Raw genomic sequence first — 20,818 nt, 5'->3', positions numbered from 1 at the left:
ACGGCACGCTGCCCGTGACCAGTCACCGCGTGCTGTTCCGGGTCCCCCCGACGGACGGTGCGGAGGAAGCCGGAGCAGGGACGGGCGGATTCAGCAGAAGTGGGTGGAGGGGACCGTGATCGACGCGCGGCTGACCTCCGCCGGTGACACCCCCAACGATGACCGGACCCTGTGTGCCGGAGGAAGCAGTACCGAGAATGCCCTTGTGCACCCGTCGCGGAACGTTCTGGTCCGCGGCTTTCGTCCTCGCGCTCTGCCTGTGGAGCAGCGGCGCGCCCAGTGTGCTGTACCCGCTGTACGCCGCCGAATGGCGGCTTCCGCCGGTGGTCACCACCTCGGTGTTCGCGACCTACCCGCTGGCACTGCTCGTCGTGCTGCTCCTCGCGGGAGGACTGTCCGATGTGCTGGGAAGACGGCGCGCGATGCTCATCGGGGTGGCCCTGATCGCCGTCGGAGCCGCGGTCTTCGCCGTTCCGGCGTCCGTCGCGGTGTTGTTCCTGGGCCGCGCGGTGCAGGGACTCGGGGTCGGTTTCGCGTTCTCCGCCGCCAACGCCTCGCTGGTGGAGAACACGGTGTTCGACAGTCCGCGCGCGGCGGGTGTCGTGACGACGGCGTCGACCTCGGGTGGGCTCGCCCTGTCGCTCGTGGTCGGCGGGGTGCTCGCGCAGCTGCTCCCGCTGCCGCTGGTCCTCACCCACCTGGTGACGTTGGCGCTCGCGCTCCTCGCCTTCGTGTTCGTGTACTGCACGCCGGACGACCGGCCGGACGCGGCCCGGCCCGTTCCCGGGCGGCCCGCGATAGCGCCGGGCACGCACGGTGCGGTCGTCACCGCGACCCTAGGCGTCGTCGTCGCCTACGCCGTGGGAGCCGTGGTGATGTCGCTCGGCGCGCAGATGGCGCGCCAGCTCGCCGGCACCGGCGACCTGTCCGTCGTCGGTCTCCTGCTGGGTCTTTCGTGCGCGGTCATCGGCGCCACCGCGGTGCTGGTGGGCCGGTTTCCGCCGGTGGTCGCCACGCTGGTCGGGGCGGTGGTGTCACTGCTCGGCCTCGTCCCCGTGGTCATCGCCGCGGAGACCGGTTCGTTCGCGATGTTCCTCCTCTGGTGCGTGGTTTCCGGCGTCGGGTACTCGTTCGCCTTCAGCGGCGGGGTGAGTCTCGCGGCGAAGGAGGCACCGCCCTCGCACCGTGCCCGGACCTTCTCCCTGGTGTATCTGGTCAGCTACCTGCTGCAGACGGTGGTGGCCGTCGGAGCCGGGGCGCTGGCAACGGCGCTCGGCCTCAAGGTGGCCATCGCCTGGCTCGCTCCCGTCATCGCCGTGCTGTGCGTCGCGCTCCTGATCGGCTCGCTGTCCGGCATCGTGAAGGCGGGCCGTCGCTCGCGGGACGTCGCCGTCAGCGGTGTGCGCTGACGGATGCGGGATCGGCAGCGGTCCGACCTCAGCATTCCTCCAGGTGGGCGGGGTCCAGCACGAACTCCGTGTGTGCCGCCAGCGCGTCCGCCTCCTCCGGGTCCACCTCCCGGAAGCGCACCGTGTCCTGCCCCGGCCGCAGCTGGCCGATCCGCCACAGCGCGGCGTGCGTGACCGTCGCGAGCACGGTGAAGCCGCCGGAGCTGGGGCCGTCCGGGCCGAGGATCGTGGGCACGTCACCGTTCACGATCACGCCGCCGAACGGGTAGCTCGCGTCCAGCACGTTCGACGGGTGGTCGCCCGCGATGCCGCCGTCCTGGCGCGCCCACGTGAACCGGTGCGGGTTCAGCAGCACGCCCAGCCGGCCGGAGTTCAGGTTCACCCGCCACCGCGCGCTCGTGAACTCCCGCCAGTCCTCCGGCGTCACGAACTCCGGGTCCGCGTGGGGGCCGCGCACGACTTCGAGCTCCCAGTGCTGGTGGTACCGCGGCCGCAGCGACTGCGGCACCCGGAGCCGCCTCGGCTCGCCGCGGCCGACCGGCAGCAGATCGCCGCGGATGAGCGGGCGGCCGTCGAGCCCGCCGATGCCGCCCATCGTGTGCAGCGCCCGCGCCCCCAGCACCGGCGGCACGTCGATGCCCCCGGAAACCCCCAGGTACAACCGGAAACCGGGGCCCTCCGGCGCGGTCGAGGCCAGCACGTCACCGGGTTCGACCGGCACGCCTTCCCACAGGGGCACCGGCCTGCCGTTGACCGTCGGCGTACCCGCGCCGCAGAACGCGACCACGCCCGCGAACCGCGCCCGCGCGGTGAACCGGCCCGACGGGATCTCCAGTCCCGCCGCGCCGGGATCGTTGCCCACCAGCAGGTTCGCCAGCCGGAACGCGAGGTGGTCCACCGGCCCGGCCGGGAACAACCCGCGCGAGGCGAGGCCGACCCGGCCCGGGTAGTCCTGGATCGTGGCCTGCGGCCCCGGATCGAGGATCTCCAGCGTCACCGGCCCTCCAGGTAGTCGGCCACCACGAACGGCTCCTCGACGACCTCGTAGCGGTACCGGTTCTCCAGCACCAGCCGCCGGATCTCGGTCAGCTCGGCTTCCTCGACCCGCACGAACTCCAGCCGGTCCCCGGCGCGCAACAGGAACGGCGACGTGGCGAACACGTCGTTGCGGGCCAGCACGTCGAAGATCGGCACCGTGCGGCCCAGCAACTGGTAGCTGCCCGGCGAGTCCACCGGGAACACGGCGAGCGACGGGCCGCCCATGCCGACCGCGCCCTCCGGCGTCCACGCCCGCGCCGGGTTGTACTTCGGCACCGACAGCCCGGTCGGTTCCCGCAGGGAGAAGGTGAACGGCAGGCCCGGCGAGAAACCGGTGAACGCCGTCCACCACTGCGTCCCCAGCACCTTGGCGTACAACGCTTCCCGGTCCGGCAGCCCGTTCTGCTCGACGATGTGGTCGACGTTGCTCCCGCCTTGGGTGTACGGCGCGGCCCGGATCGTCGCCGCGTACAGCTCCACCGCGCGCCGCGTCGCCGAGTCGTCGAACGCGATCGGCAGCTTGATGCGGCGGCTGGGCACGACGAGCGACGAGATGTCGGGCAGCCGTTCGTGCACCACGGTCAGGTGCGCGAGCAGCGCCGCCCGACTGGTGCGCGCGGGGTCGAAGCGCACGAGGATCGAGCGGAAACCCGGTGCGGCTTCGACGAACCCGGGTGGCGGGTCCTCGCTGAGCCCGGCGAGCGCCCGCACCACGAAGAAGTTCAGCCGCAGGTCCAGTTCCGCGTCGCCGTACTCGACCAGCACGTACCGCTCGCCCGCGGTGCGGTAGCGGATCTTCACCGGCCCGCCTCCCGCAACCGCAGCGCCAGCCACAGCTCCGCCCGGGCCGTGGGGTCGTCGAGGTCGGTGCCGAGCAGTTCGACGATGCGGCCCAGCCGGTAGCGCAGCGTGTGCCGGTGGATGCCGAGCGCGGCGGCGGAGGCGTCGATGTGCCCGTTGTGGGCCAGGAACACGCGCAGCGTCGAGACGAGGTCCAGTTTGGACCGGGTGGCGTGCCGGGCGAGTGGTTCGAGCAGGGCGTCGGCCCAGCCGAGCGCCCCCGGCGTGTCGAGCTGCGCGAGCAGGCCCGCGGTCGCGGCGTCCTTGGCGAGCAGGAGGCGTTCCCCCTTGGGGGTGCCGAAGAACACGGAGCGGGCGCGGCGCAGCGCATCCGGCAGGTCACCGAAGCCGACGCCTTCGGTGACCACGCCCCGCGAGCCGGAGACGCGGTGCAGCACCTCCTCCAGTGCCTGCAGGTCCCCTTCCGCGACGGGCAGGACGACGACCACGGTGTGCTGTTCGTGCGGGACGACGAGCGCGTTCGCCTGCGCGAGGCCCTGGTGTTCCTCGGCGGCACGCAGCAGCCCACCGCTGTCCGTGCCGGCACCCAGCACGGCGACGCGGATCGGCGCGGCGGGCAACGGCACTTCGAGCGTGCGGGCGACCGTCCGCGTCAGCTCGGGGTGTTCGTCGGAGGCCAGCCGCAGCACGGCGCGGCGAGCGCTGCGCCGCGCCCTCGCCACGTCGCGTTGCGCGGCGAGGTCGAGGGACAGCAGGCCGGCGGCGCTGGTCAGAACGGCGTGCTCGGCGGCGCTGAGCGGCGCTTCCCGCCCGGCCGCGAGGAACCCGCCGTCCGGTTCGAGCGGCAGGAGCGCGACCTGGTCCTCGCCGAGGTCGAGCGAGGCGGCCCGCACCGGCGAGCCGAGCCTCGTGAGGTCCAGGCCGAGGCGGTCGGCGTGGCGGCGGGCGGTGGCGGGGGAGGCGTGCCGCGGGCCACCGCGTTCGTCGAGGACCAGGCACCAGCAGCCGAGCGCGCGGGCGAGCGTGTCGAGGACCGCGCGGGGCCCGCCGCCGTCGAGGGCGGCCGCGATGAGGGCGCGCTGCGCGTCGACGGCGTCGGCGCGGTCGTGTGCCCCGGAGATGGCGGCGGCGACGACCTCGCTGATGGCGATGAACGGCGTCGAGTGCGGGACTTCCAGCACCGGCAGGTCGTGGCGGCGGGCGGCGGCGAGCAGGTCGCGGGGCACCTCGTCGTGCCCGAAGCCGACGCCGAAACCGAGCCCGGCCAGGCCGTGTGCGGCCAGCCTGCGGACGTAGGCGCTCCAGCCGCCCGCGAGCCCGACGGTCAGCAGGAACTCGCCGCCGGACAGGAAGGGGGTCGGGTCGGCCAGTTCGCTCACGTGCACCCAGCGGATGGGCCGGGTGAGGTCCGCGTCGACCAGCGACCGCAGGCCGAGCTCACGCCGGTCGAGCAGCCACGCCGCGGTGGGACGCACCTCGCCTCCTCGGTCCGGGATCTCCTCCGGGAACGGTAACCCGTCCACAGTGGCCGGGCGCCACCCGATCGCGGGACGGGGCGGCGGCCGGGACGGGGGAGGCGCAGAATCGGGCGTTATGACCGGCTGGAGCCCGGAGAGCGGCGGCCCGTTGCGCGGGCTGCGTGTCGCCGTGTGCGGGTCGGGGGCGGCGGTGCGCCATGCCGGGCGGCTGCTCGCGTCGCTGGGCGCGGTGGCCGAGACCGGGGAAGACGGGTGGCGGGAGGCGGACGGCGTCATCGACGCCTCGGGTGCTGTGCCCTCCACAGTGGACATTCCCGTGGTGCGCACGGTCGACACGACGGCGCTGGAGGACTGGGCCTCCTCGGGGGCGATGATGCTGACCGGGCGGCGGGACGGGCCGCCGCTGCGCTGCCCGGGGCAGCCCGCGAGCCTGGGCTGGGGCGCCTTGCTGGCGACGGAGCTGCTGGCGCGGGTCGGCGGGCGGGCGGTGATGCTGCCGGGCCCCCGCGTGCTGGCGGAACGGGCGGCGCTGGCGGGCCTGCACCGGAACGCGCCGTGCTCGGCGGACGGGCGCTTCGTCGTCCCGGCCGCACCCGCCCAGGGCGAGCCGGACTGGCCGATCGTCCTCAATGGACTCGTGCGGAGAGCGCTTTCCGTCGAACGGCCGGGGCTCGTGCCTCGCCGGCACTGGCACTTCCCGGCGACCGTCGTCGTGGACCTGACGTCGTGCTGGGCGGGGGCGCTGTGCGGGCACCTGCTGACGCTCGTCGGGGCGCGGGTGATCAAGGTGGAGGACCCGGCGCGCCCGGACCCGGCCAGGAACGGGCCGCCGGAGTTCTTCGACCTGCTGCACGCGGGGCAGGAGTCGGTCAGTCCCGGGGAGCGGGGGCTGGACCGCCTGCTGCGGAAGGCCGACATCGTCCTGGAGGACGGGGAGGGGGGTGTCTGGGCCGCCCCGGACGTGGCCCTGCCGGACTGGGCGGAGGACAACGCGGGCCGTCGCGGGGCGGGTGGCGCCTGCTGGGTGCGGATCGACGGCGGCTCGGGCGACGAGGCGGCGGCCGCGGTGGGGCTGGTGGCCTTCGACGCAGAAGCCGGGGTGCCCGCGCCCTGCGGGGACGCCATCGCGGAGCCGCTGGCCGGGGTGCACGCAGCGCTCGCCGCGGTGGCGTGCCGCCTGGGTGGTGGGCGCTGGGTGGCGGAGCTGCCCTTGCGGGCTCAGGCGGCCGCGGCGCTGATGGGTTCGCTGGAGCCGGGTGTGGCGCCGTCGCCGGCTCCGCCTGTGGCGCGGCGGCCGGCGGGGCGGGCGCCGGAGCCGGGTGCGGACACGGTGAGGGTGGTGCGGGAGCTGGGGTTGGGGTGATCAGTCGTCGTGCTCGCTGCGCTGGCGTGCCGCCTCGGTGGGGGACGGCGGAGCTGCCTCTGCGGGCTCAGGCTGCCGCGGCGCTCGTGGGTTCCCTCGAACTGGCCGTGCGGACACGGCTCGGCGGCCGGCGGGGCGGGCACCGGAGCCGGGTGCGGATACGGCGCGGGTGGCGCGGGAGCTGGGGTTGGGGTGATCAGTCCTCGGTGACCGGCTCGACGCGCCGCGGCATCAGCACCAGCGCGCCGATCCCGAGCACGCCCAGCACGACGAGCCCGAGGAACACGTGGTGCGTCGCGGCCTGCAGGGCTTCGCGGACGTACGCCGCGACGTCCGCCCGTTCCGGCTGGCCGCCGAGCACGAGGCTCGTCGCGTCGGCGCTGCGCGGCAGTTCGGCCGACACCCCGGCGGGCGGGCTGGCGAACCGCGCGGCAAGCGTCGCGTTGGCGATCGCGCCGAAGACCGCCGCGCCGACCGCACTGCCCAGCGAGCGGCTGAACATGTTCGCGCCCGTCACGACCCCGCGCTGCGACCACCCGACGGTCGACTGCGCCGCCACCAGCGTGGGGCTCGCACACAGGCCCAGCCCCACGCCGAGCACGAACGACGCCCCCGCCGCCACCCAGATCGACGTGCCCTCGCGCAGCAGCAGCGCCGTCAGCGCGGCGCCCGCGATCACGAACACGATCCCGATCAACGCCGTGTCGCGGAACCCGATCCGCAGGTAGATCCGCCCGGACACGGTGGCGGCCAGCGGCCAGCCGACGGTGAGCGCGGCGAGCGCGAACCCGGCGACGACCGGCCCGGTGCCGAGCACGCCCTGCGCGTACGTCGGCAGGTAGGAGCTCAGCCCGATCAGCAGCGCCCCCACCACGAACGCGATCAGGTTGCCGCCGGTGAGCACGCGCCGGCTGAACACCCACAGCGGCAGCACCGGCTCGGCGGCCCGCCGTTCCGCGAAACCGAACACCGCCAGCAGCACCACGGCGAACACGAAGATCACCAGCGACGGGACCGACAGCCACGGCCACGCCACGCCACCTTCGAGCAGGCCCAGGATGAGCAGCGAGAACCCGCCGGTGAGCAACGCGGCCCCGGCGTAGTCGACGCGGTGGGCCCGGCGCCGCACCGACTCCGGGAAGTGCCGCACCAGCATCCACACCGCGACCGCGCCGAGCGGCAGGTTGATGAAGAAGATCAGCCGCCACGACAGGTACTCGGCGAACAACCCGCCCAGCGCCGGGCCGAGCACGGACGCGATGCCCCACACGCTCGCGACGTAGCCCTGCACGCGTGCCCGCTCTTCCAGCGTGTACAGGTCACCGACGACGGTCATGCTGATCGGCTGCACGGCACCGGCCCCGATGCCCTGCACCGCGCGCGCGGCGATCAGCACCGGCATGCTCCACGCCGCCCCGCACAGCACCGAGCCCAGCAGGAACACGCCGATCCCGAAGAACAGCACCGGTTTGCGGCCGAGCGAGTCGGCGAACTTGCCGTACAGCGGCACGGTCACCGCCTGCGTCAGCAGGTAGACCGAGAACAGCCAGGGGAACTGGGAGAAGCCGCCGAGGTCGCGGACCACCGAGGGGACGGCGGTGGCGATGATCGTCGAGTCGAGCGCCACGAGCCCGGTACTGAGCATGATCGCCACGAGGACCGGGCCCCGCTCCGAACGCAGTCCGACACCGCTCACCGCCATTTCGACCCCTCTCAGCCGAGACGGGACAACTCCGTGCCGCCGCGAGGCATTCCCGGGGAGGACGAAACGGACATCCCCGGGAACGCCCTCGGCGGTCACTCCTCGTGGGCCGTGGCGACCGACTCGTCACGCCACGGCGCGATGTCGTCGGCCATCCGCGCGACCTTGACCTCCCAGCGGTCGAAGGCGTCGCGGCCCAGCAGCAGGTGCTGGGGCAGCTTGTCCCCGCTGGTCACGCGGTGGATGAGGGCGGCGCCGCGGACCGGGTCGCCGAGCTGGGTGTGGTTGGCCTCGTCGATCCAGTCCAGCGTCGCGTGGGCCGGCGTGCCGTCGTACTCCGGGATCCGGTGCGCGGCCACGGACAGCGACGACCGGTCGAGGAAGTCGGTGCGGAACACCCCGGGCTCCACGACCATGCTCTGAATCCCGAACGGCTCCAGCTCCGCCGACAGCGCCTCGCTGATCCCGGCGACGGCGAACTTCGACGCGCTGTACATGCTCACCCCCGGTTCGCCCTCGAACCCGGAGCGCGAACCGATGTGCACCAGCTTGCCGCCGCCCTGCGCCCGCATGACGGGCAGCACCGCGCGGGTGACGTTGATCAGGCCGAAGACGTTGAGGTCGAACAGCGAGCGGGCCTCGGCGTCGGTGATCTCCTCCAGCGCGCCGAGCAGGCCGCGGCCGGCGTTGTTGACCAGCACGTCGATGCGGCCGAAGCGGTCGGTGACCTGCCGCACAGCGGCGGGGATGTCGTCGGCGCGCGTCACGTCGAGCGCGACGGCGAACACGCGGCCCTTCAGGTCCTCGGGCAGGCGGTCCGGGTTGCGGACGGCCACCGCGACGTCCTCGCCCCCGGCGACCGCCGCGCGGGCGATCTCCGCGCCGAGACCACGGGAGGCACCGGTGACGAACCAGACGGACATGGTTGGCTTTCCTTTCCTCAGGTTTTTTCGTTGGCACCAACCACTTCACCAGTCGCAAGGGGCTCGCGGGGCCGCGAAAAGCGCCTCCGTTGTCGGGGGACAAGGAGGGCCACCTTCGGCCGTTTCGGCCTGGTTAGCATGAGGCATGACCGAGCGCGTTTTCGTCGACAAGCAGCACCCGCGGGCGTACCAGGCGCTGCTGGACGTGGCGAAGGCCGCGCGGGCGGCGGCACGGGAGGCCGGGCTCGACCGCGGGCTGGTGGAGCTGGTGAACCTGCGGGTCTCCCAGCTCAACCGGTGCGCCTACTGCCTCGCCCTGCACACCGAGGCGCTGCACAAGCTGGGTGAGACCCGGCTCGCCGTGCTCCCCGCGTGGGACGAGACCGACCTGTTTTCGCCGGTGGAGAGCGCTGCGCTGCGCCTTGCCGAGTCGCTGACCACCCTGCCGGACACCGCGGCTCAGGACGCGGCGTACGCGCAGGCCGCCGAGGTGCTCACGCCGGACCAGCTTTCGGCCGTGGAGTGGGTGGTCGTCACCATCAACGCGTTCAACCGCGTCTCGATCGGCAGCAGGCACCCCGTCACCGGTCTGTCAGCCTAGCCGTTCCTCCAGCCAGCGCAGCGTTTCCGGGCGCACCTGGTCGGCGATGTCGCCCTGCTCCGGGTGCTTGCGCAGGTACGCCGCGAACAGCGGGCACACGGGCACGAGCCGCCTGCCCTCGCCGCGGATGTCGGCGAGCGCCTCGGTGACGATCTTCGTGCCGAGGCCGTGGCCGGCGAACGCGTCGAAAACCTCGGTGTGGTAGACGACCCGCTGCCCGTCTCTGTCCACATAGGACGCGAAACCGGCGAGCTCGCCGTCGACCGTGATCTCGTACCGGTGCTCGTCCTCGTTGCGGCGGACGGTCGTGCTCATCGGATCTCCTCGTGCCGGAGGTTGCGGCGGGGCAGGATGCGGGTGCGGGGCAGCTCGGGCGCGGGCAGGCGGTCGCCGGGGTAGCCCTCGACCCGGCCGAACCGGTCCGAGCCGGCCTGCCACGCCTCGCGGAACTCGGCGATCTCCTCGTGGCTGCGGCCGACGAAGTTCCACCACATCACGATCTCCTCGCCGAACGGCGGGCCGCCGAGCACGAGGACCCGGGCGGGTTCGTCGGCCGCCAGGTCGAGGCGGCCGGCGCCGGGCGGGAGGTAGGCGAGTTCACCGCTGTGCAGCGTCGCACCCGCGACCGTGACGCTGCCGGTGTCCTGCAGCACGCCGTGTTCGAAGGCCGGGTCCACCTCCAGCGACAGCCGGGCGCCGGGTTCGAGCGTGAGTTCCGCGCCGAGCAGGGGAGTGCTGGTCGCGACCGGGGAGGTGCTGCCGGCGAGGCTGCCGAGGAACACCCGCGCGGTGGCGCCCGGCAGCCCGGTCAGCGGGGGCGCGTAGTGCTGGAAGTCCCGCGGGTCGTCCCGGTGCCCGGCGGGGAGCGCAATCCAGAGCTGGACCCCGTGCAGCGTCGTGGTGTCCGGAGTGGACACTTCCGAGTGCGCGATGCCGTGGCCCGCGGTCATGAGGTTGAGCTCGCCGGGCCGGACGAACGCGTGCGTGCCGAGGCTGTCGCGGTGTTCGACCTCGCCGCTGAACAGCCAGCTCGCGGTCTGCAGCCCGGTGTGCGGGTGCGGCGCGACGTCCATGCCGCCCGACGCGGCGACGTCCTCCGGGCCGTAGTGGTCGGCGAAGCACCAGGCGCCGATCAGCGAGCGTTCGCGCTGGGGCAGCGTGCGGCGCACGCGCATCGCCCGCGGCCCGCCCAGCGGCACGTCACGCGGGGTGAGCACGGTGGCCGTGCCGCCCCCGTCCCCGCACACCAGCGCGGCGGGTGCGGTCTCGGTGTTGCTCATGCGGTCCTTCCGGTCACCTGCTGGGTCTTCTCGTGAGACCCTGCGGTCATGAAGCGTACCTCGTTCGCGCGCTGGCCCTGCTCGATCGCGCGCACCATGGACCTCCTCGGTGACTGGTGGACCCCGCTGGTGCTGCGGGAGTGCTTCTACGGCATCAGCCGGTTCGACGAGTTCCAGCGGGAGCTGGGCATCGCGCGGACCACGCTGACGGACCGGCTGCGGCGGCTCGTCGAGGAGGGGCTGCTGGAGAAGCGCGCCTACCAGCGGGAACCGGTGCGGTACGACTACGTGCTGACCGAAAAGGGGCGCGACTTCTTCGGGGTGCTGGCCGCGATGTCGCGCTGGGGTGACCGGTGGCTCGCGGAGGAGGCGGGCCCGCCGGTGACCTTCCACCACGACGCGTGCGGGCACGACACCCACGCCGAGGTGGTGTGCGCGCAGTGCCGCGAGCCGCTGGAGGCCGAGGACGTCCGGATGCGGTTCGGACCCGGCTACCCGCCGAAGCTCGCCGCGCGGCCGGACGTCCAACGGCGGTTCAACCGGCCCTTGACAAGCTGAGTCCATCTAAGCAACTCTCCTCGTATGGAGTGGACCGGCGCGCGGTACGCGGATTGCCCGACGGTCGAGGCGAGCACGTGGATCGGCGCGCCGCCGGAGCGGGTGTGGCGGTTCGTCAGCGACATCGGCCTGATGCCCTCGCTCAGCAGCGAGCTGCGGGAGACCGAGTGGCTCGACGGCGCGACCGGGCCGGCCGTGGGCGCGCGGTTTGTCGGGCGGAGCGAGCACGAGGCGTTCGGCCGCTGGGAGACGACGTCGCACGTCGTCGAGTGTGAGCCGGGACGGGTGTTCGCGTGGGCGGTGTCCGATGTGGACGAACCGGCCGCGGTGTGGCGCTTCACGCTCGCACCGGCGGACGGCGGCACGCGGCTGACGCAGTGGATGCAGCTCGGGCCCGGCCGGTCCGGGTTGTCGGTCGCGATCGACCGGATGCCGGACAAGGAGCAGAAGATCGTGTTCGTCCGGCTGCGTGAGTTCGAAGGCGCGATCCAGCACACGCTCGCCGCGCTGAAGGACCTCGCCGAGGACGGTGCGTGATGCGCACGGCGACGACCATCGAGGCGTCCGGTGGGCCGTGGCGCGAGACGGTCGAATTCGTGGCAGAGGCCGAAAAACTGGGTCTCGACGTGTGCTGGGTCGCGGAGGCGTGGGGTTCGGACGCGCCGTCACCGCTGGGTTTCCTGGCCGCGCGGACGGAACGGATCCTGCTTGGTTCGGGGGTCATCCAGCTCGGCACGCGCTCGCCGGTCGCGATCGCGCAGACGGCGATCACGTTGTCGCAGCTGTCGGAGGGTCGGTTCCTGCTGGGGCTGGGCGCGTCCGGGCCGCAGGTGATCGAGGGGCTGCACGGCGTGCCGTTCGCGCGGCCGCTCGCGCGCATGCGGGAGACGGTGGAGATCGTCCGGCAGGCGTTCGGCGGCGGCAAGATTTCGTTTGAGGGTAAGGAGTTTCGACTCCCGCTGCCGGGTGGCGACGCGGTGCCGATGCGGTTGTCGGCGCGTCCGGAGCACGAAATCCCGATCTATGTGGCGGCGCTGTCCCCGGCGATGCTGCGGTTGACGGGCGAGGTCGCGGACGGCTGGCTGGGCACGAGTTTCGTGCCGGAAGGCGCGGGGCAGGCGTATTTTTCGCACCTGGACGAGGGATTGGCGCGGGCCGGGCGGTCGCGTGCGTCGCTGGATGTGTGCCAGGGCGCGGAAGTGGCGTTCGTCGAGGACGAGGACGCGTTGCGGGTGTACGTGGCGGGGCGGAAGAAGGAGCTGGCGTTCAGCCTCGGCGGCATGGGCTCGGCGGGCACGAACTTCTACTCGGACGCGTACGGCAGGCAGGGCTGGGCGGAGGTGGCGGCGGAGGTCCGGCGGCGCTGGCAGGCGGGGGATCGTGAGGGGGCCGCCGAGCTGGTGACGGAGGAAATGGTCCTCGCCACGACGCTCATCGGCACGGAGGAGATGGTGCGTCGCCGGTTGGCCGTGTGGCGCGATGCAGGCGTGAACACCGTGCGGTTGTACCCGGCGGGGGAGACGCTGGGGGAGAAGCTCGAGACGCTGGGGCGGGCGGTGGAGTTGGTGCGGGAGGTCGGGGGTTGAGGTTCTAGGGCCGGGCTTCGCGGTGGGCCTGGCGCTGGCTCTGAAGATCCGCGAGCACGGTCGAGGTCGAGAAGATCAACGACCCGCCTTCAATGCCAGGAACGCGATCCTCACCAACGGTGGCCTCCGAAACCGATCGACGCGTCGGGCAGCAGGACGGGCTCGTCCAGGTCCGCCAGCCATTCGCTGGGGTCGTCGTTCGCGGCCAGGTCCTCGGCATTCCCGTGCGACAGGAACCAAACCGCGACGCCGAGCAGGCTGACCAGGACGAGCTTGCGCCGCACAACGCGGTCCGCCGCACCGGTCCACAGCACCGCCTCACTCACGCGCGAACCGGCCCCACACCTTCCCCGCCGCGCCGGAAACCGCTTCCCCGACCTCGTTCAGCACCTTCGCGAGCGGGTCCGCCGACGTGGCGAGTGCTTCCTTGTACGAGCGGGCCGCCGACTTCAGGTCCTCGCTCCAGTCGGTGGCCGGCTGGTCGTCCTCGCGGCGGGGGTACTCGCCCGCCAGGATCGCCCGGTACTCCTCGCCCGCGGCCCACCGCTGCAGCTGCGCCGCCCGCACCACGGCGAGCGGGTGGTTCATCCCCTCCACGTACCGCAGCTTGTGCAGGCTGTCCCGCACGTCCTCCACCGACTCGTACTCCGCCGCCTGCTCCAGGAACGACCGGACGTCCACGCGCCCCGGATCGACCCCGCCCGCCAGCAGCACGTGCACCCGCAACGCCGCCGCCGGGTCCTGGCCGCACAGCAGGCCCGCGCGATCGCACGAAAGCTCCGCCTTCCGGAACCACTCGCGCAGCGCCGCGACGATCACCCGCAACCCCAGCGCCCCCGCGGGCAGCCACGCCATCGACACCTGCACCTGCAGCAACCGCAACATCATCGTCCGGTACACGGCGTGCCCGGACAGCACGTGCCCCATCTCGTGCCCCAGCACGAACCGCAGCCCGTCCAGGTCGAGCAGGTCGACCGCCGCGCTCGACAGCACGATGAACGGCTCGTCCATCCCGATCGCCATCGCGGTGACGTCCGGGTCCCGCGCCACGAACACGTTCGGCACGCGCTCCAGGTCCAGCACCTCCGCGCACTCGTGCCGCAGCCGGTCCAGCTCCGGGTACTGCCGCGGCCCGACGCGGATCGCCGACGCGAGCGCCATCAGCCGCTCGCCGCGTTCGCTGAACGCGCCGGCCACCGTCTTGAGCACCTGCGCGAACCCCGGCACCGCCCGCAGGGTCGCGAGCGCGCCGCGGTCGACGGGGTGTTCGTAGGCCCGCGGGCTGATGCCGGGGAAGCGCACGAGGGCGCGCGTGATCTCCACGGGAAGGAGATCGGCCCGGCGGGCGAAGTGTTTCAGGCCCAGGCGGTGACCGTGCGCCGGACGGGCCGCTGGTTGCCGTCCGTCGCGAACAGCTCCGGCGAGCGGCTCCTGATCCGCTCCACGTCCTGGAAAACCAGGCGCAGGTGGGCCCGCATCGCGGCCACGCTCGCCTCGTAGTCGGTCGCCGCGAGGGCGTCCACGATCGCCGTGTGCTGGTCGATCAGCGCCGACACCGGGCTGACCATGCGCATCCCCAGCCGCCGCGCGCGGTCGAGGTGCGCCTTGGCGGAAACGACCGTGCGCCACGCGTTCCCGTGCCCGCCCGCGGTCAGCAGCAGCTGGTGGAACTCCTCGTCGAGCTGGAAGAACCGCTCCACGTCGCCGTCGACCGCCCGCTGCTCGTCCAGCAACCGCCGCAACGTGACGAGCATGCCGTCGTCCAGCCGCTCCACCGCGTCCGCCAGCGACGCCACCTCGACGGCCTCCCTGACGAACTGGGCGTCCGCCACGCGCTGCAGGTCCACGCGCGACACGAACGTTCCCAGCTGCGGGAACACCTGCACCAGCTCCTCCTCGGCGAGCAGCAGCAACGCCTCCCGCACCGGGGTCCGGCTCACCGACAGCTCCGCGGCCAGCTCGTTCTCCGACAGGGGCGCACCGGGGGGCAGCTTCAGCGTGATGATCCGGTTCCTCAGCTCCCGGTGCACGACGACGCGTGCCGAAGGTTTCCCCGCTGCTCTCGCCATTGGCCCACCTTACCGGGGACGACAGGTCTTGACAGGACATGTATGGCAGTACTTGTATACCGCGTCCCAGCCGCACCACAACAGAAGGACAGCGCGGGACTTGGTCGCGGTGGAGGCCGCCCTCACCGGCAGGGCGCAGTTGAAGGTCGTGGTGGACCTGCGGGGTCACCATGAACGGCGCCTTGCCTAGGCTCGGGCCATGAGTGTGCACCGACGTGACGCCGACGCGACGCGCGAAAAGATCCTCGCCGCGGCGGTCGTCGAGTTCACCGAGCACGGCTACGCCCGTGCGGGGGTGCGGCAGATCGCCGAGCGGGCGGGCGTGACGGCGATGATGATCAACCGCTACTTCGGTTCCAAACAGGGACTTTTCGCCGAGGCGGTGCACCGGTCGTTCGCCCCGCCGACGATCGTCGGGGACGAGCGCCGCGGCCTGCCGGACGCCTTCGGGCACGCGCTCGCCGAGCGCACGGCGCCCGGCGCGGAACGGCTCGACCCGTTCCTGCTGATGCTGCGTTCCGCGGCCGACCCCGAGGCCGCGGAGATCGTCCGCGAGGGGATCGAAACGCACGTGGGCGCCCGCTTCGCGGCACTGCTCGACGGTCCCGACGCCGAGGTGCGCGCCCAGCTCGGGCTCGCGCTGGCGGCGGGCACCTGGCTCCTGCGCGCGGTCATCGGCACCGGTGCCCTCGCCGGAGCGGGCAACGACCGGCTCGCGGACCTGCTGAGCGACATGCTCCAGCCGCTCGTGGAGCCCTAGAACGCCGACCGGACCAGGCCGCCGTCGACGCGGATGGTCGCCCCGCTGACGTACTGGGCGTAGCCGCTGCACAGGTACGCCACGGCCGCCGCGATCTCCTCCGGCCGGCCGAACCGCTGCTGGTCGTTCGGGAGGAAGGCCTCGACGGCGTTCGGCTCGACCTCCTCCCAGGTGGCGCCCCACCCGCGGTCCGGCGCGAGCCCCAGCACGTAGTCCCGCGTCGCCTCGACGAGGATCGCGCCCGGCGAGACCACGTTGGAGGTGACGCCGGTGCCCCGCAGTTCACGGGCGAGCGACACGGCGAGGTTGTGCCGGGCGGCCAGCGTGGCGTTGTACTGGGGATGGGCGTTCATCGGCTGGATCGCGAGGCCGCCGCCGATCGTGATCACCCGGCCCCAGCCGCGTTCGCGCATGCCGGGGACGAGGTGCCGGATCATCCGGACGCCCGAGACGACGTTGACGTTGTAGGTGTCGCTCCACTCGGCCGGCGTGGCGTCCGCCCACGACACGTGCCGGTAGAAACCCGCGTTGTTGACGAGGATGTCGATGGGGCCGTGTGCGGCCGCTGCCCGCGCGACGGCGGCGGCACCTTCGTCGCCGGCGAGGTCGCCCACGACCGTGTCGGCGGTCCCGCCGTTCGCGCGGATCGCCTCCGCGACGGCCCGCACGCGGTCTTCGTGCCGCCCGTGGACGACGACCGCGGCGCCCTCGGCGGCCAGCAGCTTCGCGGTGGCTGCCCCGAGCCCGGCGCTCGAACCGGTGACAAGGGCGCGTTTTCCCTGCAGATCGAGGTTCATGAGGCTAAGTCTACACCTGTAGACTTGTGGCTCAGGCGGAGACGAACGCGACCTTCCCCGCCTCCAGTGCCACCGCGACCGTCCCGTCCTGGCGGACCGTCAGTCCGTGCGGCTCCGACTCGGGCGTCGGCAGGGTCAGGTGCTCGAACGCGCCGTCGGCGTCGAGGTGGCCCACGCGGTTCGCGCCCCACTCCGTGAACCAGCACCCGCCGCGCCCATCGGCGGCGACGGCGTGCGGCCGCGCGGCGCGGTCGGGCAGCGGGAACTCCTCGATCCGCCCGTCCGCGCGACGCCGCGCGAGCTATCCCGCCGCGATCTCCGTGCACCACACCTCGCCGTCCGGCCCGCACGCGATGCCGACCGGCGCGGCCTGTGCCGTGGGCAGCGGAAAACACACTCCACCTGCCCGTCGACGGTGACCCGCGCGAGCGCGCCCGCCTGGTTCAGCGTCAGCCACAGGGCCCCGTCGGCGCCCGCCGCGATCGCCGAGGGGTAGCTGTCCTCGACGCCGAGCGGGAACTCCGTGACCGCACCGTCCACCGTCACCCGCGCCACTCGGCCGGTGTTCATCTCGGTGCACCACAACGCCCCGTCGGGACCGGCGGTGATCCCGTACGGTCCGCACCCCGGCGCCAGCGCGACCTTCCGCACCTCGCCGCCGGTCGTGACGCGCCCCAGCGCGTGCTCCCGCAGCAGCGTGCACCACAACGCACCGTCCGGACCGGCCGTGATCACCGAAGGCCCGTCGCCCACGTCGAACACGTCGACCTCCCCGCCGTCGACCCTCGCGATCCGACCACTGTGGACCAGCGTCACCCACAGCGCGCCGTCCGGTCCGGTCGTGACGCCGTAGGGGCCGGAACCGGGCAGGGAGATCTCTTCGCAACGCATGCCGCCACTGTGCCATCCCCTTGTGACCGCCCGTCCCGTGGCGCATCATCGAGCGATGAGCGGCGCGCAGCCCGCCGGCGCCGCCGACGTGTGGACGACGTCGGCGGTCGCCGACTCGCGGGCGTTCGAGTACTGGCGGGACCTGATCTGCGACACCTTCGTGCAGCTGTCCGCCGCGCCCACGCGGCCGGGCCGGTTCGCGGGCCGGCTCGTGCACGCCGACCTCGGCTCGTTCGAGATGACCACCGTGCACGCGGGCGGCCAGCGCGTCCGGCGCACGCGGCAGCTGATCGCTCGTGCGGGGGAGGAGTACCTGCTCGCGAGCATCCAGCTCGCCGGGCGGGGCCGGGTCGAGCAGGACGGGCGCGTCGCCGAGCTGAACCCCGGCGAAATGGCGCTCTACGACAGCACCCGCCCGTACACGCTGCACTTCGACGACGCCTTCGAGCAGGTCGTGGTCCAGGTGCCGCTCACCGGGATGCTCGCCGAGACCGGCCTGCGGGACGCCCGCGGGGTCACCGCCGTGAAGCTCGGCGGCACCAGCCCGGCCGGGGTCGTCGCCCAGTTCTTCGCGGGACTGGCCCGGCTCCAGCAGGCCGACCCGCTGGGCGCGGCGGCGCTCGCCGGGCAGGGCCGCGGGCTGATGGCGTCCGCGCTCGCGTTGTCCGCGGGCCGGGCCCCACGCGGGAACGTGCTGGACCGGCAGCGCGTGTCGTCGTTCCTGCGCACCGCTCACACCGATCCCGAACTGTCCGTGGACGACGTCGCGCGCGCCTTCGCCATCTCCCGCCGCACGCTGTACCGGCTGTTCGAGGACACCCCGGGCGGTGTGCTGGCGCTGCTGCGCCGCATCCGCGTGGAACACGCGAAGTCGTTGCTGCGCGCCGATCCCCGGCGCCCGCTGGAATCGGTCGCGCACGCGTGCGGGTTCGCGGGCGAGCGCCAGTTCTACCGCGTCTTCCGGCAGGAGACCGGCCGCACGCCCGGCGAATGGCGTGGCACGGCCGGTCGGTGACCTGGCACGGGCTGTCGGTCCGCAACCCCGGCCGGACGGCCGATAGTGGGCGCCAGGTTTCCCGCTCACTCCGGAGGTTCCCGTGACAGAACAGGTGCGTGTGGCCGTCGTGCAGGCCGAGCCGCGGTGGCTGGACCTGGCCGCCGGGGTCGACCAGGTGGTCGGCCTGATCGCGGACGCCGCCGCGGGCGGTGCCCGGTTGATCGCCTTCCCCGAGACGTTCCTGCCCGGCTACCCGTGGTGGATCTGGCTCGACTCGCCCGCGTGGGGCATGCGGTTCGTGCCGCGGTACAGCGAGCAGTCGATGACCCGCGACGGCGCCGAAATGACCCGCATCGCCGCGGCCGCCGCGGAGCACGGCGTGCACGTGGTGCTCGGGTTCAGCGAGCGCGCCGGCGGCAGCCTGTACATGGCGCAGGCGTTCATCGACGACGCCGGGCGCGTGCTGTCGGTGCGCCGCAAGCTCAAGCCGACGCACGTCGAGCGCAGCGTCTTCGGCGAGGGCGACGGCAGTGATCTCCAGGTGCACGACACGAAGCTGGGCAGGCTCGGCGGGCTGAACTGCTGGGAGCACTTCCAGCCGCTGACGAAGTACACGATGTACAGCCTGGGGGAGCAGATCCACGTCGGCTCGTGGCCGAGCTTTTCGGTGTACCGGGGCGCGGCGAAGGCGCTCGGGCCGGAGGTGAACAACGCCGCGAGCCTCGTCTACGCGGTGGAGGGGCAGACGTTCGTGCTCGCCCCGTGTGCCGTCGTGGGCGAGGCGGCGCACGAGCTGTTCTGCGACACGGAGGGGAAGAAGCAATTGTTGTTGCAGGGCGGTGGTTTCGCCCGCGTCTACGGGCCGGAGGGCAGCGAACTGGCGGAGCCGCTGGGCGAGACCGAGGAGGGGCTGCTGTTCGCCGACCTCGACTTCTCGCTTATCGCGATCGCCAAGTCCGCCGCGGATCCCGTGGGCCACTACTCCCGGCCGGACGTGTTCCGGTTGCAGGTCAACTTCTCGCCGAACCCCCGGATCGTCCACAGTGGAGCCGAATTCGAGGACGTCGAGCCGGTCGTGGTGGAGGTGGACTGAGGAAGTCGGCGATACCTGACCGTGGCTGCCGGCGCCCCCACCGGCAGCCACGGGTCCCCTCAGCGCACGGTGAACGAGTGCGTGCCGCCCCGGACGGTGAAGCGCTTTCCGTTCACCACCACCGTCCCCGAGGTGTCCTTCGGGGCGGTCACGGTCAGCGACAGCCCACGGCCCGTCTGGCGCCAGCTCACCGTCAACGGCCCGTGCGGCGTCGGCACCTGACCACGCGCCCACGCCACCGAACCCGGGTGCGGTTCGACCGACCACGTGGCGAACCCCGGCGTCACCGGCGTCACGCCGAGCAGGTCGTTCGTCAGCGCGGGCAGCACGCCCGTCGACCAGCCGTGTGCCGCCGACGTGTACGCGCCCTCGTACAGCGAGCCGTCCGGGCCGATGCCCTTCCAGTCCGTCACGCCCGGGTCGTGCCCCGCCATCCAGCCGTACGTCCGCTTGATCTGGTCGATCGCCGAATCCGCCTGGCCCGTCCGGAACCGCGCCTGCAGCTCGGGGTACGACGTGAACGCGTAAACGCGCTTCGAGCCTTCGCCGATCAGGGTGTCGTTGTCCATGAACGCGTTCCCGTACGGCAGTGCGGTGTGCGTGGCCAGGTAGTCCAAAGCGGACTGTGCGCGCGCCTGGTCCGCGACACCGGCCACGACGGCGATGCTGTTGCCGTCCTGCCCGTGCCGAACCGGGCCGTTCGCCGCGTCGAGGTACGCGCCCGCGGCCGGGTCCCACAGGTACGTGTTGATCGCCGTGGAAACCGCCTGCGCCCGCTGCTGCCAGCGGTCGGCGTCGGCCTGGCGCCCGAGCGCCTTCGCCAGCTGTGCGGCGTCGGAAAGCGCTTGCACGTACAGCGCGTTGTAGTACGTGACCTCGCCGTCACGCGGCAGGAACGCGTAGTCGCCGTAGCCGCTCGGGCGCGACAACAGGCCGCGGGAGTCCGTCACGCTCGGGTACCAGCCGTCGAGTGTCTTGGTCAGCGCCCCGTAGTACTGCGCGCCGTAGGCGGTGTCCCCGGTGTAGAGCACGTAGTCCCAGCTGGACGTGACCCACCACAGTGGATAGTCGAACAACGGGAGCGTGTAGTCGTTGATCGACGCGGGCGGGATCCAGCCGTCGGCCCGCTGGTGGTCGGCGAGGTCGGCGAGCACGTTCCGCGCGGCCACGGCGGTGTCGTGGGTCAGGTACGTGGTGCGGCCGGAGACCCCGACGTCGCCGACGTACGGGTCGCGGTCCCGCTTCGCGCCGTCGTGCAGCACCAGCTTGCCCTCCAGCGTCGGGCTGGCGGCGTTGCGCGGCTCGGCGTCGGTGGCGCGGAAGGTGTCCGTGACCAGCTCGTTGGTGTAGGCGGCGCCGTACCAGTACTGGTTCAACTGCGGGTCGGAGGACTCGAACCAGCCGGTGTAACAACTCGTTTCAAAATGATCGGCGCGTCTGCTGGCCGTAGTTGATCAAGTGTGGGCATGCTG

At 72.8% G+C, this 20,818-nt stretch carries 21 protein-coding genes and 1 pseudogene; 9 read left to right on the top strand and 13 right to left on the bottom strand.

The annotated features are described in order from the left end of the window. Positions 1 to 197: 197 nt before the first annotated feature. Positions 198 to 1,409 (top strand): MFS transporter, encoded by a 1,212-nt coding sequence (locus tag ABFX51_RS37300; RefSeq protein WP_177228838.1) that lies wholly within the window; start codon positions 198 to 200, stop codon positions 1,407 to 1,409. 28 nt (positions 1,410 to 1,437) lie between these two features. Here the strand turns inward: ABFX51_RS37300 and ABFX51_RS37295 are convergent, their stop codons facing one another. From ABFX51_RS37295 to ABFX51_RS37285, 3 genes are read right to left on the bottom strand one after another with little or no spacing between them, the layout of a single operon-like run. Continuing rightward, positions 1,438 to 2,406 carry an acetyl-CoA carboxylase biotin carboxylase subunit family protein gene (locus ABFX51_RS37295; RefSeq protein WP_218153537.1) on the bottom strand — a complete coding sequence of 323 codons (969 nt, stop codon included), beginning with the start codon at positions 2,404 to 2,406 and terminating at the stop codon, positions 1,438 to 1,440. Beyond that, the gene (locus ABFX51_RS37290; protein WP_177228837.1) at positions 2,403 to 3,248 is read right to left on the bottom strand and encodes a 5-oxoprolinase subunit B family protein; all 846 of its coding nucleotides are present in this window, start codon (positions 3,246 to 3,248) and stop codon (positions 2,403 to 2,405) included. The genes ABFX51_RS37295 and ABFX51_RS37290 overlap by 4 nt, the downstream gene beginning before the upstream one ends. Continuing rightward, positions 3,245 to 4,723, bottom strand: a complete 1,479-nt coding sequence (locus tag ABFX51_RS37285; protein WP_177228836.1) for a PucR family transcriptional regulator — start codon at positions 4,721 to 4,723, stop codon at positions 3,245 to 3,247. The genes ABFX51_RS37290 and ABFX51_RS37285 overlap by 4 nt, the downstream gene beginning before the upstream one ends. 118 nt (positions 4,724 to 4,841) lie before the next feature. Here ABFX51_RS37285 and ABFX51_RS37280 point away from each other — a divergent pair, with 118 nt between their 5' ends. Continuing rightward, the gene (locus ABFX51_RS37280) at positions 4,842 to 6,089 is read left to right on the top strand and encodes a CoA transferase (RefSeq protein ID WP_346056613.1); all 1,248 of its coding nucleotides are present in this window, start codon (positions 4,842 to 4,844) and stop codon (positions 6,087 to 6,089) included. Between the two features lie 196 nt (positions 6,090 to 6,285). On the opposite strand, the gene ABFX51_RS37275 is transcribed toward ABFX51_RS37280, so the two are convergent. Both ABFX51_RS37275 and ABFX51_RS37270 read right to left on the bottom strand, forming a co-directional pair. After that, entirely contained in the window at positions 6,286 to 7,791 is a 1,506-nt protein-coding gene (locus ABFX51_RS37275; protein ID WP_091511373.1) for an MDR family MFS transporter, read from the bottom strand. Positions 7,792 to 7,886: 95 nt separating this feature from the next. Next, positions 7,887 to 8,714: an SDR family NAD(P)-dependent oxidoreductase gene (locus ABFX51_RS37270; protein ID WP_091511369.1), complete on the bottom strand. Its 828-nt coding sequence runs from the start codon at positions 8,712 to 8,714 to the stop codon at positions 7,887 to 7,889. 145 nt (positions 8,715 to 8,859) lie between these two features. Here ABFX51_RS37270 and ABFX51_RS37265 point away from each other — a divergent pair, with 145 nt between their 5' ends. Further along, positions 8,860 to 9,315 carry a carboxymuconolactone decarboxylase family protein gene (locus ABFX51_RS37265; protein WP_091511367.1) on the top strand — a complete coding sequence of 152 codons (456 nt, stop codon included), beginning with the start codon at positions 8,860 to 8,862 and terminating at the stop codon, positions 9,313 to 9,315. Here the strand turns inward: ABFX51_RS37265 and ABFX51_RS37260 are convergent. Beyond that, a complete protein-coding gene (locus tag ABFX51_RS37260; protein WP_091511365.1) occupies positions 9,307 to 9,630 on the bottom strand; it encodes a GNAT family N-acetyltransferase in 324 nt (107 codons plus the stop codon). The two genes, ABFX51_RS37265 and ABFX51_RS37260, sit on opposite strands and share 9 nt — an antisense overlap. Continuing rightward, a complete protein-coding gene (locus ABFX51_RS37255; RefSeq protein WP_091511362.1) occupies positions 9,627 to 10,595 on the bottom strand; it encodes a pirin family protein in 969 nt (322 codons plus the stop codon). Before ABFX51_RS37255 ends, ABFX51_RS37260 begins: the two co-directional genes overlap by 4 nt. Positions 10,596 to 10,643: 48 nt before the next feature. Here ABFX51_RS37255 and ABFX51_RS37250 point away from each other — a divergent pair, with 48 nt between their 5' ends. Genes ABFX51_RS37250 through ABFX51_RS37240 form a run of 3 tightly spaced genes read left to right on the top strand, consistent with a single transcriptional unit; the run spans position 10,644 to position 12,739 of the window. Further along, positions 10,644 to 11,153, top strand: a complete 510-nt coding sequence (locus tag ABFX51_RS37250; RefSeq protein ID WP_091511360.1) for a winged helix-turn-helix transcriptional regulator — start codon at positions 10,644 to 10,646, stop codon at positions 11,151 to 11,153. Positions 11,154 to 11,177: 24 nt separating this feature from the next. Beyond that, on the top strand, positions 11,178 to 11,690 hold the full coding sequence (locus tag ABFX51_RS37245) for an SRPBCC family protein (RefSeq protein ID WP_091511357.1): 513 nt from the start codon (positions 11,178 to 11,180) through the stop codon (positions 11,688 to 11,690). Next, positions 11,690 to 12,739: an LLM class flavin-dependent oxidoreductase gene (locus tag ABFX51_RS37240; protein ID WP_177228835.1), complete on the top strand. Its 1,050-nt coding sequence runs from the start codon at positions 11,690 to 11,692 to the stop codon at positions 12,737 to 12,739. The genes ABFX51_RS37245 and ABFX51_RS37240 overlap by 1 nt, the downstream gene beginning before the upstream one ends. 110 nt (positions 12,740 to 12,849) lie before the next feature. On the opposite strand, the gene ABFX51_RS37235 is transcribed toward ABFX51_RS37240, so the two are convergent. The 3 genes from ABFX51_RS37235 to ABFX51_RS37225 are packed head-to-tail and all read right to left on the bottom strand — an operon-like array spanning position 12,850 to position 14,808. After that, positions 12,850 to 13,065 carry a hypothetical protein gene (locus tag ABFX51_RS37235; protein WP_091511352.1) on the bottom strand — a complete coding sequence of 72 codons (216 nt, stop codon included), beginning with the start codon at positions 13,063 to 13,065 and terminating at the stop codon, positions 12,850 to 12,852. Then, positions 13,058 to 14,062, bottom strand: a complete 1,005-nt coding sequence (locus ABFX51_RS37230) for a M48 family metallopeptidase (RefSeq protein ID WP_091511349.1) — start codon at positions 14,060 to 14,062, stop codon at positions 13,058 to 13,060. The genes ABFX51_RS37235 and ABFX51_RS37230 overlap by 8 nt, the downstream gene beginning before the upstream one ends. 32 nt (positions 14,063 to 14,094) lie before the next feature. Beyond that, positions 14,095 to 14,808 (bottom strand): GntR family transcriptional regulator, encoded by a 714-nt coding sequence (locus tag ABFX51_RS37225; RefSeq protein ID WP_091511347.1) that lies wholly within the window; start codon positions 14,806 to 14,808, stop codon positions 14,095 to 14,097. Positions 14,809 to 15,007: 199 nt separating this feature from the next. On the opposite strand from ABFX51_RS37225, the gene ABFX51_RS37220 reads away from it, so the two are divergent. Then, positions 15,008 to 15,568: a TetR/AcrR family transcriptional regulator gene (locus ABFX51_RS37220; protein ID WP_091511344.1), complete on the top strand. Its 561-nt coding sequence runs from the start codon at positions 15,008 to 15,010 to the stop codon at positions 15,566 to 15,568. Here ABFX51_RS37220 and ABFX51_RS37215 read toward each other — a convergent pair. Together ABFX51_RS37215 and ABFX51_RS37210 are read right to left on the bottom strand one after the other, a co-directional pair. Next, positions 15,565 to 16,365, bottom strand: a complete 801-nt coding sequence (locus ABFX51_RS37215; protein ID WP_091511341.1) for an SDR family NAD(P)-dependent oxidoreductase — start codon at positions 16,363 to 16,365, stop codon at positions 15,565 to 15,567. The genes ABFX51_RS37220 and ABFX51_RS37215 overlap by 4 nt on opposite strands. Before the next feature lie 31 nt (positions 16,366 to 16,396). Then, positions 16,397 to 17,256, bottom strand: a pseudogene (locus ABFX51_RS37210) (Vgb family protein). Positions 17,257 to 17,311: 55 nt separating this feature from the next. Here ABFX51_RS37210 and ABFX51_RS37205 point away from each other — a divergent pair. Then, the gene (locus ABFX51_RS37205) at positions 17,312 to 18,271 is read left to right on the top strand and encodes an AraC-like ligand-binding domain-containing protein (RefSeq protein WP_177228834.1); all 960 of its coding nucleotides are present in this window, start codon (positions 17,312 to 17,314) and stop codon (positions 18,269 to 18,271) included. Positions 18,272 to 18,353: 82 nt separating this feature from the next. Further along, the gene (locus tag ABFX51_RS37200; RefSeq protein ID WP_091511336.1) at positions 18,354 to 19,346 is read left to right on the top strand and encodes a carbon-nitrogen hydrolase family protein; all 993 of its coding nucleotides are present in this window, start codon (positions 18,354 to 18,356) and stop codon (positions 19,344 to 19,346) included. Positions 19,347 to 19,405: 59 nt separating this feature from the next. On the opposite strand, the gene ABFX51_RS37195 is transcribed toward ABFX51_RS37200, so the two are convergent. After that, a complete protein-coding gene (locus ABFX51_RS37195) occupies positions 19,406 to 20,722 on the bottom strand; it encodes an alpha-L-rhamnosidase-related protein (protein ID WP_346056612.1) in 1,317 nt (438 codons plus the stop codon). Positions 20,723 to 20,818 lie beyond the last annotated feature (96 nt).

This window comes from Amycolatopsis dongchuanensis, from assembly GCF_039542405.1.
Lineage (GTDB): Bacteria > Actinomycetota > Actinomycetes > Mycobacteriales > Pseudonocardiaceae > Amycolatopsis_E > Amycolatopsis_E sacchari.
The sequence above is the reverse complement of the archived record's forward strand: the minus strand, read 5'-3'. Positions and strand labels throughout refer to the sequence as shown.

Bases quoted from the DNA above. Each gene is read 5' to 3' on its own strand.
- ABFX51_RS37300 (WP_177228838.1), top strand. From the start codon at position 198: ATGCCCTTGTGCACCCGTCGCGGAACGTTCTGGTCCGCGGCTTTCGTC.
- ABFX51_RS37280 (WP_346056613.1), top strand. From the start codon at position 4,842: ATGACCGGCTGGAGCCCGGAGAGCGGCGGCCCGTTGCGCGGGCTGCGT.
- ABFX51_RS37275 (WP_091511373.1), bottom strand. From the start codon at position 7,791: ATGGCGGTGAGCGGTGTCGGACTGCGTTCGGAGCGGGGCCCGGTCCTC.
- ABFX51_RS37270 (WP_091511369.1), bottom strand. From the start codon at position 8,714: ATGTCCGTCTGGTTCGTCACCGGTGCCTCCCGTGGTCTCGGCGCGGAG.
- ABFX51_RS37265 (WP_091511367.1), top strand. From the start codon at position 8,860: ATGACCGAGCGCGTTTTCGTCGACAAGCAGCACCCGCGGGCGTACCAG.
- ABFX51_RS37260 (WP_091511365.1), bottom strand. From the start codon at position 9,630: ATGAGCACGACCGTCCGCCGCAACGAGGACGAGCACCGGTACGAGATC.
- ABFX51_RS37255 (WP_091511362.1), bottom strand. From the start codon at position 10,595: ATGAGCAACACCGAGACCGCACCCGCCGCGCTGGTGTGCGGGGACGGG.
- ABFX51_RS37250 (WP_091511360.1), top strand. From the start codon at position 10,644: ATGAAGCGTACCTCGTTCGCGCGCTGGCCCTGCTCGATCGCGCGCACC.
- ABFX51_RS37245 (WP_091511357.1), top strand. From the start codon at position 11,178: ATGGAGTGGACCGGCGCGCGGTACGCGGATTGCCCGACGGTCGAGGCG.
- ABFX51_RS37240 (WP_177228835.1), top strand. From the start codon at position 11,690: ATGCGCACGGCGACGACCATCGAGGCGTCCGGTGGGCCGTGGCGCGAG.
- ABFX51_RS37225 (WP_091511347.1), bottom strand. From the start codon at position 14,808: ATGGCGAGAGCAGCGGGGAAACCTTCGGCACGCGTCGTCGTGCACCGG.
- ABFX51_RS37220 (WP_091511344.1), top strand. From the start codon at position 15,008: ATGAGTGTGCACCGACGTGACGCCGACGCGACGCGCGAAAAGATCCTC.
- ABFX51_RS37215 (WP_091511341.1), bottom strand. From the start codon at position 16,365: ATGAACCTCGATCTGCAGGGAAAACGCGCCCTTGTCACCGGTTCGAGC.
- ABFX51_RS37205 (WP_177228834.1), top strand. From the start codon at position 17,312: ATGAGCGGCGCGCAGCCCGCCGGCGCCGCCGACGTGTGGACGACGTCG.